11 protein-coding genes are annotated in these 16932 nt (G+C 68.2%); 7 read left to right on the top strand and 4 right to left on the bottom strand.

What is annotated here, in order from left to right:
• Window positions 1–71 precede the first annotated feature (71 nt).
• Window positions 72–3194 carry an alpha-1,6-glucosidase domain-containing protein gene (locus tag E7V67_014805; GenBank protein WUR10990.1) on the bottom strand — a complete coding sequence of 1041 codons (3123 nt, stop codon included), beginning with the start codon at window positions 3192–3194 and terminating at the stop codon, window positions 72–74.
• 327 nt (window positions 3195–3521) lie between these two features.
• On the opposite strand from E7V67_014805, the gene E7V67_014800 reads away from it, so the two are divergent.
• The 3 genes from E7V67_014800 to E7V67_014790 all read left to right on the top strand — a co-directional run bounded on the left by E7V67_014800 (window position 3522) and on the right by E7V67_014790 (window position 8413).
• Window positions 3522–4100, top strand: a complete 579-nt coding sequence (locus E7V67_014800; GenBank protein WUR10989.1) for a PEP-CTERM sorting domain-containing protein — start codon at window positions 3522–3524, stop codon at window positions 4098–4100.
• A gap of 1 nt (window position 4101) precedes the next feature.
• Complete coding sequence (locus E7V67_014795; GenBank protein WUR10988.1) at window positions 4102–7650, top strand: pectinesterase family protein; 3549 nt, start codon at window positions 4102–4104, stop codon at window positions 7648–7650.
• Window positions 7651–7816: 166 nt separating this feature from the next.
• Complete coding sequence (locus tag E7V67_014790) at window positions 7817–8413, top strand: TetR family transcriptional regulator (protein WUR16287.1); 597 nt, start codon at window positions 7817–7819, stop codon at window positions 8411–8413.
• Between the two features lie 6 nt (window positions 8414–8419).
• Here the strand turns inward: E7V67_014790 and E7V67_014785 are convergent, their stop codons facing one another.
• Window positions 8420–9049 carry a hypothetical protein gene (locus tag E7V67_014785; GenBank protein WUR10987.1) on the bottom strand — a complete coding sequence of 210 codons (630 nt, stop codon included), beginning with the start codon at window positions 9047–9049 and terminating at the stop codon, window positions 8420–8422.
• Between the two features lie 358 nt (window positions 9050–9407).
• Between E7V67_014785 and E7V67_014780 the strand changes: the two genes are divergently transcribed.
• Complete coding sequence (locus E7V67_014780) at window positions 9408–10679, top strand: DUF1921 domain-containing protein (GenBank protein ID WUR10986.1); 1272 nt, start codon at window positions 9408–9410, stop codon at window positions 10677–10679.
• A 12-nt stretch (window positions 10680–10691) separates the two neighbouring features.
• On the opposite strand, the gene E7V67_014775 is transcribed toward E7V67_014780, so the two are convergent.
• Window positions 10692–11666: an SDR family oxidoreductase gene (locus E7V67_014775; protein ID WUR10985.1), complete on the bottom strand. Its 975-nt coding sequence runs from the start codon at window positions 11664–11666 to the stop codon at window positions 10692–10694.
• Window positions 11667–11779: 113 nt separating this feature from the next.
• On the opposite strand from E7V67_014775, the gene E7V67_014770 reads away from it, so the two are divergent.
• Window positions 11780–13132, top strand: a complete 1353-nt coding sequence (locus E7V67_014770; GenBank protein WUR10984.1) for an MBL fold metallo-hydrolase — start codon at window positions 11780–11782, stop codon at window positions 13130–13132.
• Between the two features lie 8 nt (window positions 13133–13140).
• On the opposite strand, the gene E7V67_014765 is transcribed toward E7V67_014770, so the two are convergent.
• Window positions 13141–13839, bottom strand: a complete 699-nt coding sequence (locus E7V67_014765; protein WUR16286.1) for a hypothetical protein — start codon at window positions 13837–13839, stop codon at window positions 13141–13143.
• 161 nt (window positions 13840–14000) lie between these two features.
• On the opposite strand from E7V67_014765, the gene E7V67_014760 reads away from it, so the two are divergent.
• Entirely contained in the window at window positions 14001–14732 is a 732-nt protein-coding gene (locus E7V67_014760; GenBank protein ID WUR10983.1) for a hypothetical protein, read from the top strand.
• 515 nt (window positions 14733–15247) lie between these two features.
• Window positions 15248–16831, top strand: coding sequence for an isocitrate lyase (locus E7V67_014755; GenBank protein WUR10982.1), 1584 nt, complete (start codon window positions 15248–15250; stop codon window positions 16829–16831).
• The last annotated feature ends 101 nt before the right edge of the window (window positions 16832–16932 follow it).

Genomic DNA, 16932 nt, shown 5'->3' with positions numbered 1-16932 from the left:
TGTAAGGACGAGCTCGTGTCAGCATTCGTGCCTGACCCCGAAGTTGACACGAACTCGGCCTTGGCGGCCCGTCAGTCCGCCGCGTTCCGCACGAACACGGCCGTCGTCCGGCCAGGGATCGCGAAGCTGCCCGTGCGGCCGTCGTAGGCGGCCGCCTTCACCACCGCATCGCTGCCATTGCGCTGGATCGGGTGCAGCTGCAGCTTGCGGCCGGCCAGCTCCGGCAGGGCGACGGTTTTCGCTGCCTTGTCGACGTTGAACACCACCACCACCTGCTTGTACTGTGCGCCCGGGTAGGCCGACGGTGCGCTGCCATCGATGCTCATGGCGACGATGCCCGGCACCTGGCTCGGCCCCGTGTTGTGGAACTTCAGCCGCTCGATCACGTCCTGCGCCGTGCGCAGCCGGAACAGCGTGCTGTCCTTGCGGATCGCCAGCAGTTCCTCGAAGCCGGCCTTGGCGGCCAGGATCGCGCGGCGGTCCGGCGCGATGAGTGGATTGGCCAGTACCGGCGCCATCACCGGCCAGCTGCCCTCGTTGACGCCCGCCATCGGCAGGCCGACGCCGAAGTTGTTCGACGCGTAGCTGTAGTCCAGGCGGTTGAACCAGTCGCCCGCGTTGTAGCTGTCGCGGTCGAGCGACTTGGAACGCAGGATCTCCTGGCCCGCGTGGAAGAACGGGATGCCTTGCGACAGGATGTTGACGGCATTGGCCAGGTTCTGCACGCGCACCCGTTCGGCCAGCGGCGTGTTCTGCGGCAGCTTCAGGGCGTTGACGTCGAACAGCGTCTGGTTGTCGTGCGCCTCGACATAGTTGATCGTCTCGGCCGGGCTGCCGGCGAAGCCGGCCTGCTGGCCGAAGTAGTCGATCTGGGCGTTGCTGCGCACGTTGCCGAAGCGGTCCGTGAAGCGGTAGTCGCGCAAGGTGCCGGACAGCGCGACGCGCGCCAGGTCGGCCAGGCGCAGCGCGTCGTCGCGCGTCTGGGTCGACTGCCCGTTCGGGTCGAACCAGGCGCCGTTGACGAAGCCTTGCTGCGTGACCAGCGCGCTGCCGGTGTCGCAGCAGCCGCCGCCGCGCACCGTGTCGCGGATGCGGTCGTTGAACGAGCCGATGCCGGTGCCGAACATATTGGCCTGACGTGCCTGCACGAAGCGCGCGTCGTTGCCGACGGCGCCGAAGTTCCATGCCTCGCCGTAGATGTAGATCGGGCGTTCGGCGGCCTTGCTGGCGGCGCTCTGGATGCGCTGCATCAGATCCAGCGGCGTGAAGCCCATGATGTCGAAGCGGAAGCTGTCGATCTTGTACTTGGTCGCCCACAGTTTGGCCGAATCGACCATCAGCTTGGCCATCATCGTGTTTTCCTGGGCCGTGTCGGCGCAGCAGCTGTCGTTGAGCTGGTTGCCGTCGAGCCCCAGGCGATAGTAGTAGGCCGGCACGATGCGGTCCAGCACCGACAGCGGGCCTTGCTGCGACTGGCTGGTGTGGTTGTAGACCACGTCCATCGTCACGCGCAGGCCATTTTCGTGCAGCGCCTGCACCATGGCGCGGAACTCGCGCACGCGCACGGCGGCGTCGCTGGTGTCGGTGGCGTAGCTGCCTTCCGGCGCGTTGTAGTGGACCGGGTCGTAGCCCCAGTTGAAGCAGTCGCCGTTTTGCGTGGCCGCCACGGCGGCCTGCTGGACGGTGCCGTCGGCGGCGCCGTTCGGGATCGCCGGGGTCGCGCACTGCTTTTCGTCGACACTGGCGAAGTCGAACGCGGGCAGCAGGTGCACGTGCGTCAGCCCCGCCTTCTGCAGCGACTTCAGGTGGCGCATCGGCGCCGACTCGGTGTCGGTGAACGCCAGGTACTTGCCGCGGTGGGCGGCCGGCACCGTGCTGTCGGACGCCGAGAAGTCGCGGATGTGCAGCTCGTATAGCGCGATGTCGGTCGGCGCGTCCAGTTTCGGGATGCGCTGCTCGTCCCAGCCAGCCGGCTTCAGGGCCGGGCTGTCCAGGTTGGCCACGAAGCTCTTCGTGCTGTTGGCCGACACGCTGATCGAGTAGGGATCGGTGACGGTGTTCGTCACCAGGGTGTTGTTGGCCCAGCGCGACAGCACCTGCACCGTGTAGGTGTAGTAGGCGCGGTTGGTCCAGGAGGCGTCCGGTGCCGTATAGCTCCACAGGCCGCTGGCGGGATCATGCTTCATCGCGACCGGCGTGGACGTCGTCGCGTCCGCGCTGGCATACAGGTCGAGCCGCACCGACTTGGCCGTTGGCGCCCATACGCGGAACGTCGGCACGCCCTGGCGGTTGAACGTCAGGCCCAGTTGCGCCATGCTGGCCAGCGGCGCATAGACGGCATCGAGCATGCCGGCCTGCTGCAGCGACGTGACCTGTACCAGCTTGCCGTCGCCGTCGAACTGGGCGATGGCGAACTGGCCGCTGACGACCCGCGCCAGCCTGGCGGCATCGGCGTCGGTCATGCGCAGGCCGGTGGCGCCGGCCAGGTGCGGGAATTTCTGGCGGATCGCGTCGGGCAGGGCGGCCACCTGCAGCGTGACGCTGCCGTCCGCGCCGGCCAGGCCGGTGTTGGCGTCCGGGCTGGCCGTCAGGCCGCCGTTGGCCGCGTAGAACAGCTTGTACGTGGCACCGGCCGGAGCGCCCGGCCAGGCCAGCGCGGTGGCGGACAGCCAGTGCGCCTTGGCGCTGCCCAGGTTGCCGAAGCTGAGCGCCGGCTGGCTGGTGTAGACGGTGCAGTCGCCTTCCAGCATCCACACCTCCTGGCCGGCCGTCATCACGTCGGGGCGCAGGTCCGCGTGCTGGTCGGCGCCGCAGTTCTTGCTGCCGTTGCCGTCCGTGACGAGGAACCAGATGGCGCTCTTGCCGGCCGCCAGCGGAATGTCGACATAGCCGCCGAACGCATCGCTGCCGGTAAACATGAAGCGGCCGGAGATCCAGGCCGGGCTGGGATGCTGCGGCCCGTCCCACGAGTAGACGCCCCATTGCGCCGCGTCGTTCTGGATGCGGTGGAAATGCATGCGGATATTGCCGGGGGCGACCGCCGGCGCTGCCGCCGCCGAGGCGGTCACGCCGCCGGACAGCCTGGTGGGCGCCGCGCCAGCGCTGTCGTCGCCGCCGGCGCCGCAGCCGGCCAGCAGGACGGCGCACGCCAGGCCGACGCCAAAGCGTGAACTTAAACTACTTCCGATGTTCATCGTGTCTCCTGTCTATTCTTGTGAAGAGCGTTTCAACGGCGCGATCGCGCGACGCTCGATGTAATAATACTACTGCTGCGGTAACGCTCCTTCCGCAAGCTCATGCAATGTTGCAAACTTTCCACTACAGCCCCGGCTGTAGTCGGCCTGATTGTCAAACTGGCCTGACCAATCTAGAATAGGCCTGACCGGATGTTCCGGCACCTACCTGCGTCGACCTAGGCCCGCACCCGGCAACCTCGACCTGGCACGGGACACGCGAGGTGTCCTGCGGCGACCGTCCCCGGCGGCGCTTCCGACCATCACAACAATCAGATCGGAGACACCTTGAAACCCCAACACCTTGCTGGTGTGCTGGCGCTATGCGCCGCCACCGCTACCCATGCGGCACCCATCGCGCTGCGCGACGCCGTCATCACGGCCACCTACAACGGCAGCGCCGCCGGCATGCTCGGCCTGGACCATGACTTCGCCGCCGTGCCTGGCTCGAACACGACCCGGCTCGACCCGAGCGACAGCGGCGTCGAGTTCCTGACCGCCGACTACCTGTTCGGCATCGACTTTGCCCCGAGCGGCGCGATGACGGTGATCGCCAACGGCGCCATTCCCGCCGGTGCCTACACGATGCGCTTCGACTTCGGCGGCAGGCTGGCCGCGGCCATCGGCGCCATCACCTTCACCAGCGCCGCCGGCGCCAGCGGCATTCCGGTGGCCACGCTGCTGGACGATGACAGCTTCGCGCTCGAGCTGGGTGACGTGGCGTGGAGCGAGTTCGGCTCCGTCACGGCCGAGATCAGTGCCGCCGCGCCCGTGCCGGAACCGGCCACGCCCGCGCTGCTGCTGGCCGGCCTGGCCGCATTGGCGGCAACGCGCACGCGCAAGCCGCGCCGTGCCAAGGGAGGCTGACATGCGCCCATTGCCATCCATCGCGGCACTGGCCGCCGTTATCCTTCTGCGAGCCACGGCAAGCCACGCCGCCGATGCGACCGACCCCGCGCGCCAGGCCGCGCCGCCGGACGGGTGGGCCAGCCAGGCGGGCGGCACCCTGGGCGGCTCGACCGCGCCGGCCAGCCAGGTGTACACGGTCGCCAACCGCGCCCAGTTGCTGGCCGCGCTTTACAACGGCGGCACCAATGCCAAGATCATCAAGCTGACCGGCATCGTCGACATGAGCGAGGGCCAGCCGTTCACCAGCAGCGCCGACCAGGCCGCGCGCGGCGCCGTGCGCCTGAAGAGCAATACGACCCTGATCGGCGCTGGCGCCAACGCCGGCATCGTCAACGGCCATATCCTGGTGTCGAACGCGTCGCAGGTCATCATCCGCAACCTGAAGCTGGTCAACGCCTGCGACGTGGGGCCCGTCTGGGACCCGAACGACGGCGCCACGGGCAACTGGAACGCCGCGTTCGACGCGATCGGCGTCTCCAACTCGGATCACGTCTGGGTCGATCACGTCAGCTTCACCGACGCCCCGCTGACGGACGCGTTCCTGCCCGTCGAGAACGGCCACGTGCGCCAATGCCACGACGGCGCGCTGGACATCACCAACGGCTCGGACTACGTGACGGTGTCGTACAACCTGTTCGAGCAGCACAACAAGAACAACCTGGTCGGCGGCAGCGACAGCGCCAGCGGCGACGAAGGCCGCCTGCGCGTCACCTTCAGCAACAACGTGTTTCGCGACGTGGCCAGCCGCGCGCCGCGCGTGCGCTACGGCCAGGTCCACCTGTTCAACAACTACTTCGCCGGCTCGAAGACGCATCCCGTCTACCCGGTGTCGTACAGCGTCGGCGTGGCGCATGCGGCGAAGATCCTGGCGCAGAACAATCTGTTCGAGGTGGTGGGCGCGCACTCTTGCGGCGACGTGGTGAAGGACTTCGGCGGCGCGGTGCCGGGCGCGTTCCGCGACAGCGGCTCGCTGCTGAACGGCGCGCCGCTGGGGGCCTGTGGCGTGTCGGCCGATGTGGCCTGGACGCCGCCTTACCCGTTCAGCGTGCGCCCGCCCAGCCTCGTCAAGGCCAACGCGCTGGCGCAGGCCGGCGGCGGCAAGCTGCAGAGCGCGGTGACGGGCACGGGCAGCACGACGATCGACACGGGGCCCGTCGGCGCTTGCCCGCCGTCCGGCCTGTACTTCTGCGACGACTTCCAGGCCGGCACGGCGGCCCAGTGGGACCTGCTGCCGCTGCCCGGGCCGAACGGTGCCTTTCGCGTGCAGGACGAAGTGGCCGGCAGCGCGAACAAGCTGCTGCAGTACACGGCCGCCAGCACCGGCGGCGTGCTGGCGCTGCTGAAACCCGGCGCGCTCGCGGCCGTGCCAGGCGGCGACTACTACGTCGAGGCGCGCATCCGGCCGCTCACCAACGGCACCACCGGCAACAAGCAGCTGTACCTGCTCACGCGCTATGTCGATGCGAACAACTGGTATGGCGCCGGCCTGAACGTGCAGAGCAGCACGGCCAGCACCCAGGTCGAGATCGCGCGGATGCTGGCGGGGAGCCTGAGCCGGCCGAAGCAGGTCAAGAAGTCCATCGCCATGGACGGACCGTTCTACACGGTGCGCTTCGAACTGGCCGGCAGCACGCTGACGGTGTACCTGGATGGCGAAAACCTGGGCTCGATCACGGACGAGACCTTCGCGGCGCGCGGCCTCGTGGGCCTGTACACGGCCAATAAATCGTTCCAGATCGACGACGTGCGCATCGGCGACCCCGCCAGGAAGCCCGCCCAGCTGACGCTCGCGCCAGGCATCGCCAGCATCGAGGCGGAGGCGGGCGACGCGCCATACCGCCTTTCGGTCAACGCGGTGGCGCCGGACGGCGGCGCCGACAGCTTCACGGCCGCCTCCAGCGATCCCACGGTGGCAAGTGTCACGCTGGACGGCAACACGGTCGCGATCGCGCCGCTGGCCGCCGGCAGCGCCGAGATCGTGCTGCGCTCCGGCTCGGACCCGGCACTGATGCGGACGATCGTCGTCAGCGTCGCCCCGGGCTTCGAGCAGCCCACGCAGACCTATGGCCTGGAGCGCGCCACCTATCCGGCCCCGGCGGGCGGGGTGGAACCGGTCGACACGCCGCTGCGGCTGGCGTTCGACACGCCGCCCACGCTGGGCAGCGGCAGCGTGCGCGTGTACCGCAAGATCGACGATGTGCTGGTGGACGTGGTGCGTACCAGCGGCGAGACCGACGTGCTGGGCTACCCTGGCCAGGCCCAGGTGCGCAAGGTGCGCACGGCGCCGATCCGCATCGACGGCAACACGGCGACGATTCACCTGCACGGCAACAAGCTGGCCTACAACACCGAGTACTACGTGGCGGTCGCCGACGGCGTGTTCACCAACACGAAGCTGGGCGGCGTGCCGTTCCGGGGGATCGGCGAGGCCGCCAACTGGACGTTCACGACCCGGGCCGCCGCACCCGACGGCACCACCTTCGTGGTGGACGACGACGGCAGCGCCCACTTCCGCACCGTGCAGGGCGCGCTGAACCACGCGATGCAATACGTGCCAAAAGCCACGCCCGTCACGATCGGCGTGCGCAACGGTACCTACGACGAGCTGCTCTACCTGCGCGGCAAGGACAACGTCACCATCGTTGGCGAGACCCGCGACGGCGTCGTGATCCGCTACACCAACAACGAGACGCTGAACCCCGGCACGGGCGCCAGCCAGGGGCCGGCCAGCAGCGGCACGAATGGCGGTCGCGCACTGCTGCTGGTGGAGGGCGCGGACATGCTACGGCTGCAACGGCTCACGCTGAACAACACCACCTTGCGTGCGGCCGGCATGGCCGGCCAGGCCGAGACGCTGTACTTCAACAGCGATGCCGGCCGCCTGATTGCGCAGGACGCGGCCTTCCTCAGCGAGCAGGACACGCTGAACCTGAAGGGCTGGTCATGGTTCTACCGCACGCTGGTGGCGGGCAATGTCGACTTCATCTGGGGCGGCAGCCGCGCCGCCTTGTTCGAGGACAGCGAGATCCGCTCGGTGGGCGACACCACCAGCGCCACCAGCGGCGGCTACGTGCTGCAGGCGCGCGTGCCGGCGGCCACGGACAAGGGCTTCGTGTTCCTCAACAGCCGCCTGACGCACGGCCCCGGCCCGGGGCCGCGCCACGGCGACGTGCCGGCCGGCGCCACCTACCTGGCGCGCAGCCCGGGCGGCACGGCCAGCTGGGACAATATCGCCTTCATCCACTGCCGCATGGACCGGCACGTGGCACCGGCCGGATGGGCCGGCCAGGGCGTGAACGGCCAGCCGGCGCCCCATCCCGCCACGCCGAACGCCACGTCGGGCTGGCGCGAATACGGCACGATGGACCTGGCCGGCAACCCGCTCGACCTGTCCGCCCGCGTCGGCGGCTACCAGCTGCGCGCGCACGAGGTGGCGGCCGGTTTCGCCAGCCGCGCCCAGGTGTTCGCGGGGTATGGCGGCGGCGCGGGGTGGGAGCCGCAGCCGTAATGGGGAGGGCGGGACGGCGCGCAGGATCGGTCGAACGCACGCTTGCCATGGCAGGAGGCAGCGCGCATACTGCCGGCTCCCAAGCATCGGCACACGTCATGACCGTTCCGCCCCGTTTCCGCCCGGTTGACAGTTTTCCCACGCGCGCTCGCGCTGCGTCGTGCGCATGAGTGCGACGCCGTCACAGCCGAAGGTCGCCGCCCGCCGACGGGCCGACGCGGTCGAAAATCGCGATCGGCTGCTGGACGCGGCGCAAGCCGTGTTCCTCGAAAGCGGTGTCAATGCACCGCTCGACGCGGTCGCGCAGCGGGCCGGCATTGGCCGTGCCACGCTGTTCCGGCATTTCGCCGACCGTCACGCGCTGATCGCCGGCCTGTTGCAGCGCACGCTGGCCACGCTGGAGACCGAGGCGGCTAGTGCGCCCGGCGATCCTTACGCACTGGTGCGCTTGCTGCGTTTCCTGGCCCAGCACATGGTCGCGCGCGCGCCCTTGGCCGAGTACTGGCAGGCGTTCGACCATGACAGCGCCGAGTTCCAACTTGCCCAGCGGCGCTTCGTTGCCGCATTCGCACAGCCGGTCGCGTGGGCGCGCGCCGCGGGCACGTGCCGCGCCGACTTCCAGGCCGAGGACGCCTTGCTGCTGGCGGCCCTGCTGGGTGGGGCCTTGTATGCGCGCGACCCGGAGCGCCGCCGTCAATTGGCGGCGCGGGCGTGGCAACTGGCGGTCGAGGCGGGGCGGCTGCGCGATCCGGATGGCACCTAGACTGTGTCAACCGGCGCGCGCCGGCGTCGCCGCCGCCGCGGGGGAGGTGGTGCGGCACTGCGCCAGCACGCGCGCCTGCACGGCCACCAGCGCGATGTAGCCCACCAGTTCCGCCAATTCCTCGAAGCGCTGGTTCTGCAGGGAAGCGACACAGGCCGGCAGGTGCGATTCGGCACAGCTCGAGCCCACGGCCGCTGCCAGCACCACCATCAGGGCGGGCCACGGGAAGCGCCCGCGCGCCAGCACGCCGTACAGCTGGCGGTCGAGCCGGCAGCGCCAGGCCGACCATGCCGCCCAGGCAAACAGCAGCACCAGCAGCGGCGTGACCGCGGGCCGATACCACAAGTGGTGCGACGTGAAGACCGGCCCCGCGACGGTCATGTGATCCGGGGCGAACAGCACGGCACCCCAGCTCATCTCGCGGCCGATCAGGATCGTCCAGAGCGGCACCACGCTGCGTGCCAGCAGCGCCGCCGGGGCGGGGCGCTCGCGCAGCCACGCGGCCAACGCCCACGCGCAACCGAGCCCCAGGACAATCACGTCACCGTCCTCGACGATACCGTTTTCCCACACCCAGGCGGGCGGAATCACCAGGGACAGTGGATAGCAGCACAGCAGGGCGAGCAGCAGGGCCAAGGAAACGGGGCGATCGGAGCAAGGAGAGTGGGGGCGCATGGGTCATCCGTGCCGGCGCCAATGCCGGCATCAACTAATACTCAGAGTATCAGTTCAGGTCGATCCCAGCCCGCACGATTGCGTGGGACGGCGTTGCCGTGCCTGTGCGATGGCAGTGTATTCAGACTACATATGCGAAGTCACCTGTCAGAATTACTGTACCAAAACTACTAACCCTGCCGGATTTCGATTGACGTGCGTGCGCGTATGGCGAACAATCGCATCATCCCGGACCGAGCCTCGACCAACAGAGGCAGGCCGAGGAGAGTAGTCCGACTACACGACTGCTGTAGTTCGGCGTTCAACCTTGGAGACAACAATGAAAAAACACATCTTGGCCGCCGCCCTGGCGGCGGGGACGTTTGCCGCCGTGCCGAACGCAAGCGCCGCCACCCCTACCCAGCAAGCCGGCGCCAGCAAGGCCATCCTGCTGCAGGGCTTCCACTGGCAGTCGGCCAGCGCCACCAATCCGAACTGGTACAACCGGCTGCGCGGCAATGCCACCGACCTGGCCGCGCTGGGCATCACGCACGTGTGGTTCCCGCCGTCGTCGGATTCGGCGGCGCCGGAAGGCTACCTGCCGCGCCGCCTCGACGTGCTGGACTCGAGCTACGGTACGTCGGGCGACCTGTACGAAGCAGTGCGTGCGCTGAAGGAGCAGGGCATCCAGTCCATCGCCGACATCGTCGTCAATCATCGGGTCGGCACCAAGGGCTGGGCCGATTTCACCAATCCGACCTGGAGTACCTACACGGTCGTCAATGGCGACGAGTGCAACTGCGGCATGGGCAGTGGCGACACCGGGACCGGCTTCTCGGCCGGTCGCGATCTCGATCACACCAATGTGGGCGAAACGCAGAACGGCATCAAGCACTGGCTGAACTACACGATCAAGCCGGTCGGCTTCACCGGCCTGCGCTTCGACTACGTGCGCGGCTTCGGCGCCGGCTACGCGGGCCAGTATGCGAACGCCTTCGCGCCCGACTTCTGCGTGGGTGAGGTGTGGCCCGACTTCGACCTGAACAACCTGAACGCCAACCGCCAGATGATCATGGACTGGATCAACGGCACCGGCAATGCCTGCGGCGCCTTCGACTTCACCACCAAGGGCATCCTGAACGATGCCCTCGCCAACGGCAACTACTGGCGCCTGAAAGCCACCGACGGCAAGCCGCAGGGCACCATCGGCTGGTGGCCGGCGATGTCGGTGACGTTCGTCGACAACCACGACACCGGCCCGGCCGCCAGCTGCGGCAGCGGGCAGAACCTGTGGGCGGCGCCATGCGGCAGCGTGATGCAGGGTTATGCCTACATCCTGACCCACCCGGGCATTCCGACCGTGTTCTACCCGCACGTCTACGACTGGGGCCTGAAGGCGCAGATCGGCGCGCTGATCAACGCACGCAAGGCGGCCGGCGTGACGTCGACGTCGCCGGTGGCGATCCAGCAGGCCACGCAGGGGCTGTACGCCGCCATCGTCACGGGCGGCACGCGCCAGTTGGCCATGAAGATCGGCCCGAACAGCTGGAGCCCGGGCAGCGGCTGGACCTTGCAGACCTCCGGGACCAACTACGCGGTCTGGATCAAGTAAGACAGCCGCGCTTCACGGCGCGCGCCGCGCCAGCCGCATCCCCAGCGCGGCGGCGGCCACCGCCGCGCCGACCAGCAGCGCGGTATGGCTGCCCTGGCTGGAGCGTTGCTGGCCGCTGCCGCTGCCACTTCGCACTCCGCTGGGGCCTGCCGGCGGCGCGTACATCGTGCCGGTGGTGGGGCGCGCCGGCGCGGCCTTCTTCGACCATGCGTCCATGAAGCGGTTCATCAGCGAGGCCGCCACCGGGTTGGCGAACTCGCCCAGCCGCAAGGCACTCTCCGGCGCGCCCAGCACCGTCGTGTCGCGCGGGCGGCGCGCCAGCTTCACCACGGCGTCCGCCACCTTCTCGGGCGTCAGCGCGCCGGGCGGGAAGGTCAGCCGGGCTCCCGTGTAGTTACCGGCGTGGTAGATCGCCGGGGTGTCGACGAACGTCGGGTAGACATCGCACACATGAATGTCCGGCCAGTCGCGCAGCTCGCCGCGCAGTGCCGCGCTGAAGCCGCGCAGGCCGAACTTGCTGGCCGCATAGGCGGCCGCGTACGGCGACGTGATGAAGCCGCCGATGGAAATCATGTTGACCCAGATGCCATGGCCCTGCTGCTGGAAGATCGGCAGCACCGCGTGCGCGTCGTTCATATGGCCGAGCAGGTTCGCCTCGATCACGCGCTGGTGGTCGGCGATCGGCACGTCCAGGTACTTGCCCACCACGCCGATGCCCACGTCGCTGAACCACAGGTCGATGCCGCCCAGCGCGTCGCGCGCCTCGGCCGCGAAACGTCGCACGGCGGCAGCGTCCGTGACATCGACGATGCCGATCTGGGCCTGGCCGCCGGCCGCGCGGCACTGGCTGGCGATGTCTTCGAGTCCTGCCCGGCCGCGTGCGCCCAGCACGAGCTGGCAGCCCTGGCGGGCAAAGGCAATGGCGGTGGCGGCGCCGATCCCGCTGGAGGCGCCGGTGATGACGATACGTCTGGTGGTTCGCTTCATCGTGTTCCTTTCGTCGGTGATTGTCGTTGACGTGGCTATGGTGCCCCGATTCCGTGATCGCCGGTCGCACGGCTCGGCCGGCGGGTTACAATGCGGCCGAAACCGAGACTCCCATGACCCAGCCAGCCCTGACCATCGCCCGCATCCTGCATGCCGGTTACGTATTCGAATGCGCCGGCACGCGCATCGCCTTCGACCCCATCTTCGAAAACCCGTTCAGCCGCAACTGCCATGCGTTCCCGGACGTGCGCTTCGACGTCGCGGCGATCCGCCAGCAGCGTTTCGACGCCGTCTTCATCTCGCACTTCCACGACGATCACTGTTCCCTCGACAGCCTCGACCTGCTGGAGCGCGGCACGCCTCTGTACATCTATTGCGTGTTCGACGAGCTGTTCGAGATGGTGAAACAGCTGGGGTTCACGCGGGTGACGCCGTTGCGGTTGAACGAGGCGGTGCAGGTCGGGCCACTGCGCGTGACGCCGCGCGAGGCGATGGATGCGGAAGTCGATTCGATGTTCCAGGTCCAGGCGGCCGGCCAGAACGTGCTGAACGTCGTCGATTCATGGCTCGACGACGCCACCCTGGCCCAGCTGGTCGCGCAAGGCCCGTGGGACATGGTGCTGTGGCCGTTCCAGACCATGCGCGAGATCGAGGTGCTGGCGCCGACGCGCGCCGTGGCGGCGCCGCCGGCGCTGCCGGAGCACTGGTGCGGGCAATTGCAGGCACTGGCGCCGCGCTACGTGGTGCCCAGCTCCTGCCAGTTCCGCCTGGAGCCATGGTCCTGGTACAACCGCGCGTTCTTTCCCGTCTCGTATGCGCTGTTCGCGCGCGAGGTGGCGGCGGCGCTGCCGCGGGCGCAGGTGGTGCGCCTCGACCCCGGCGTGGCGGTGCGGCTCGATGGCACGTCGTTGCAGCCCGCGCCGCGCTTGGCGTGGGTGGAGCCGGTCGGGCCGCAGGACGTCGACTACGCCTACGAGGGCAATGCCGCGCCGCCGCCGACCGCGCAGATAGCGCGCCAGTTCGCGGCGTTGACGCCGCTGCAGCAAGCCCGCGTCATGCACTTCTGCCTGACCGAACTGCCGGCGCGCTACGCCGGCACGGACGTGGCGGGCGATTATTTCGACGTGCCGCGCGTCTGGCAGTTGACGCTGTACGACGCCGCGGGCACACCGACCCAGTTGCGCTACCGCCTGGGGCCCGGCGTGCCGGCCACGCTTGACGACGATGCGGCGCCGCTGGGCTGGAGCACCGAAGTGCCCGCCGCCAAGCTGTATGCGGCACTGGAAGAAGGAGAAGCCTTGACGTCGATGTACCTGCGCGTCAACGCCATGGTGTTCGATGCCGCCACCGAACGGGCGCTGGCGGATGCCGACGTGGTCGACGATCCGCTGATCCGCTGCCTGTTCGGCGAGACGTTCGGCGCCTACCAGGCGGCGCAGCTGCGCCGCCTGCTGCTGGTCCGCTGAGTCGCGCTTTATTTGCCCAGCAGGCGCAGCGACTGTTCCCAGTCGTCGCGCCACGCCCGCAGGAAGTCGTGCGTATTGAAGGCCTTCTTCAAGGGACCGAGCGGGGCGCGATAGACGTCGTGCAGGCCCAAGGCCAGCGTGACGGGATTCCACACCGCGTGGCGCTTGGACTTGCGCACGCTGGCCTTGACGCGCGCGCCGTCGTCGCCAAAGATGCCGATGGCATCGTCGAGCGCCTGCGCCAGATCGAGCCGCACGATGCGGCCGAACGCTGTCAGCACCTGGTCCCGGCCGATGCCGAAGGGCGATTCGGCCGCCGGCTTGGCCGCCGCGGGCGGCTGCAGCAGCTGCTTGGCCAGCGCCGCCAAGTCCTTTTTCTGGAAGCGCAGTTCGTCCAGCCGGCGCGTGAAACCCGGTGCCGGCGGGCGGGCGACGATGCCGTAGGCGTCCTTGGTCAGCGTGATCAGCACGTCCGCGCTGCCCGCGGCCAGCCGGGCGATATCGTCCTGGAAGAAGATCGGCGCCGCATAGCCGCCGTTGGCGTCGCCGAACAGCTCCGGCAGCGCCGCATCGTAGTCCAGCCAGACATAGGGTGTCAGCCCGTGTTCCAGCAGGCGCGCCAGGCTCCACGGCGTGGCGGTCTGTTGCGCCAGCCAGGCGCAGGCTTCTCCGGTCGTGGCCCGGAAGGGCAGGTCGGTGGTGTCCATTGGAGCGTTCATCTTGGTCTGCATGATGGCAGGCGGCGGCAGGGAGCGCTATTGTAGTGCAGTGCCCCGGGGGAAGCACGGGCGGCGATAATAGGACCGTTACTAATAGGGACCGTTACTGATAGGGACCGTTACATCACTATGCAAGAGAAGGAAGCATCATGCAGGAATTGATAGCGCAACTCATCCGCCTGTACCTGCCGGCCGGGCCGGGCGCAGCCGAGGCCCTGACGGCGCAGATGGAAGGGGACGCAACCCGCGCCTTCGCGCTGGGCGCGGCCGGGGCGGTGCGGGCCATCGTGCTGCCCTTCGACGCCCGGCCCGACGCCGGCGGCGCGGCGCAATGGGAGCGGCTGTGCCAAGTTGCCAACCTGCTGCAGGGCGAGCTGGGCCTGCCGGCGCCGGCCGTCAGCATCGACGGCGCCACCGGCTACCGCCTGTGGCTGTCGTTTGCCGAGGCGGTGCCGGCCGCGCTGGCGCAGCAGCTGGGCGACCTGCTGCGCTCGCACCATGGCCCCGGCGTGCCGGCCTTCGATGTGTTGACGCCGGTACCGCTGCCGCCGTGCCTGAACCGCGCCAGCGGCCGCTGGGCGGCGTTCGTCCATCCCGGCATGGGCGCGTCGTTCGCGGACGAGCCGGGGCTGGAGATGCGGCCACCGCTCGCGGCCCAGGCCGCGTTCTTGCAAGGGATCGAGAGCGCCAGCCTGACGCAGGTGCGGCAGGCGGTCGATATCCTGCGGCGCGTGCCGGAGGAGCCGATTGCCGCGTCCCTCGCCGCCACGCGCGAAGGACTCTTGCTGAAGGACGCCACGCTGGAGGACATCGTGCGCCACCTCCACGCGATGAATATCGAGCCGACGTTCCGGCATTTGCTCCCGGGGCGGAACGCGTAACGAACCCGGCACGCCGGTGCCGGAGCGATCAGGGCGGCACCCGGTCTGCCGGCTCAGCGACGTCTTCTGCGCGCCGCGGACCGTTCCACACCCGACAGCATGGAGCTCGGACCCGCCGGGTCCGACCCTGGATTCCGGTCTCGGGTTCAGGGAGCCCTCCGGCACGCCGGTCGCAACAAGGGCCCTGCCTGACAATCGCGCTGCGGTCGACCCGAACCCCGCCATTTTTCATGAGAATGAACGCCATTTCACATTATGGTATTGCACCGCCATATCGGAACATTTTTTGCTCTCATTGCGCGAAAAGACATTTCACTTTATGGGATGTGAATGATAAGCGACTGAAAAATAAGGAAAATACTTAAAACAACAACTCTTATATAAGACATAGGACTTTCCTGAACTTGGTCTAGAATGAAGTCATCGGGTCAGCCAATCCGTGCACTGCAACACGGCACCGCGGCACGGCACGAAAGACCCAAACGATTCCGATTCACTCATTCTGGAGCGCCACCATGTCACAGTACCAAACCGATATCGATGCCATCGCCACCCTGAAGCAGAAAGAGGGCAGCGCCTGGGACGCCATCAACCCCGAGTCCGCGGCCCGCATGCGTGCGCAGAACCGCTTCAAGACCGGCCTGGATATCGCCCGCTACACGGCCGCCATCATGCGCCGCGACATGGCAGCCTATGACGCCGACCCGTCCAAGTACACCCAGTCGCTGGGTTGCTGGCACGGCTTCATCGGCCAGCAGAAGCTGATCTCGATCAAGAAGCACTTCAACAGCACCGACCGCCGCTACCTGTACCTGTCCGGCTGGATGGTCGCCGCCCTGCGTTCCGAGTTCGGCCCGCTGCCGGACCAGTCGATGCACGAGAAGACCGCCGTCGCCTCGCTGATCCGCGAGCTGTACACCTTCCTGCGCCAGGCCGATGCCCGTGAGCTGGGCGGCCTGTTCCGCCAGCTGGACGCCGCCAAGGACGACGCTTCGCGCGCCGCCATCCAGGCCAAGATCGACGGCTTCGTCACCCACGTGGTGCCGATCATCGCCGACATCGACGCCGGCTTCGGCAACGCGGAAGCGACCTACCTGATGGCCAAGCAGATGATCGAGGCGGGTGCCTGCTGCATCCAGATCGAGAACCAGGTGTCGGACGAGAAGCAGTGCGGCCACCAGGACGGCAAGGTCACCGTGCCGCACGAGGACTTCCTGGCCAAGATCCGCGCCGTGCGCTACGCCTTCCTGGAGCTGGGCGTGGACGACGGCCTGATCGTCGCCCGTACCGACTCGCTGGGCGCCGGCCTGACCAAGCAGATCGCCTACACCCGTGAACCGGGCGACCTGGGCGACCAGTACAACAGCTTCCTGGACATCGAGGAAGTGACGGCCGACGCGCTGGCCAACGGCGACGTCGTCATCAAGCAGGGCGGCAAGCTGGTGCGTCCGAAGCGCCTGCCGAGCAACCTGTTCCAGTTCCGCCAGGGCACCGGCGAAGCGCGCTGCGTGCTGGACTGCATCACCTCGCTGCAGAACGGCGCCGACCTGCTGTGGATCGAAACGGAAAAACCGCACATCGCCCAGATCGGCGGCATGGTCAAGGAAATCCGCAAGGTGATCCCGAACGCCAAGCTGGTGTACAACAACAGCCCGTCGTTTAACTGGACGCTGAACTTCCGCCAGCAGGTCTATGACGCGATGAAGGAACAGGGCAAGGACGTGTCGCAGTACGACCGTACCCAGCTGATGAGCGCCGAGTACGACGAGTCCGAACTGGCGCGCGAGGCGGACGAGCGTATCCGCACGTTCCAGGCCGACGCGGCCCGCGAAGCCGGCATCTTCCATCACCTGATCACGCTGCCGACCTACCACACGGCCGCGCTGTCGACGGACAACCTGGCCAAGGAATACTTCGGCGAGCAGGGCATGCTGGGCTACGTGGCCGGCGTGCAGCGCAAGGAAATCCGCCAGGGCATCGCCTGCGTCAAGCACCAGAACATGTCCGGCTCGGACATCGGCGACGACCACAAGGAATACTTCAGCGGCGAAGCGGCGCTGAAGGCCGGTGGCGTGCACAATACGATGAACCAGTTCTGACGAATCGTCTGGACTGAATGCGAAAACGCCGGGGTGACCCGGCGTTTTTTTATTGGGCGCGCCGTTCGCGTCAGCTGGTTCCCGGGCAACGCGAGCTCTCC

This window comes from [Empedobacter] haloabium, assembly GCA_008011715.2.
Classification (GTDB): domain Bacteria; phylum Pseudomonadota; class Gammaproteobacteria; order Burkholderiales; family Burkholderiaceae_D; genus Rugamonas; species Rugamonas haloabia.
Note: the sequence above shows the minus strand (reverse complement) of the source record. Positions and strands in the feature narration are given on the sequence as shown.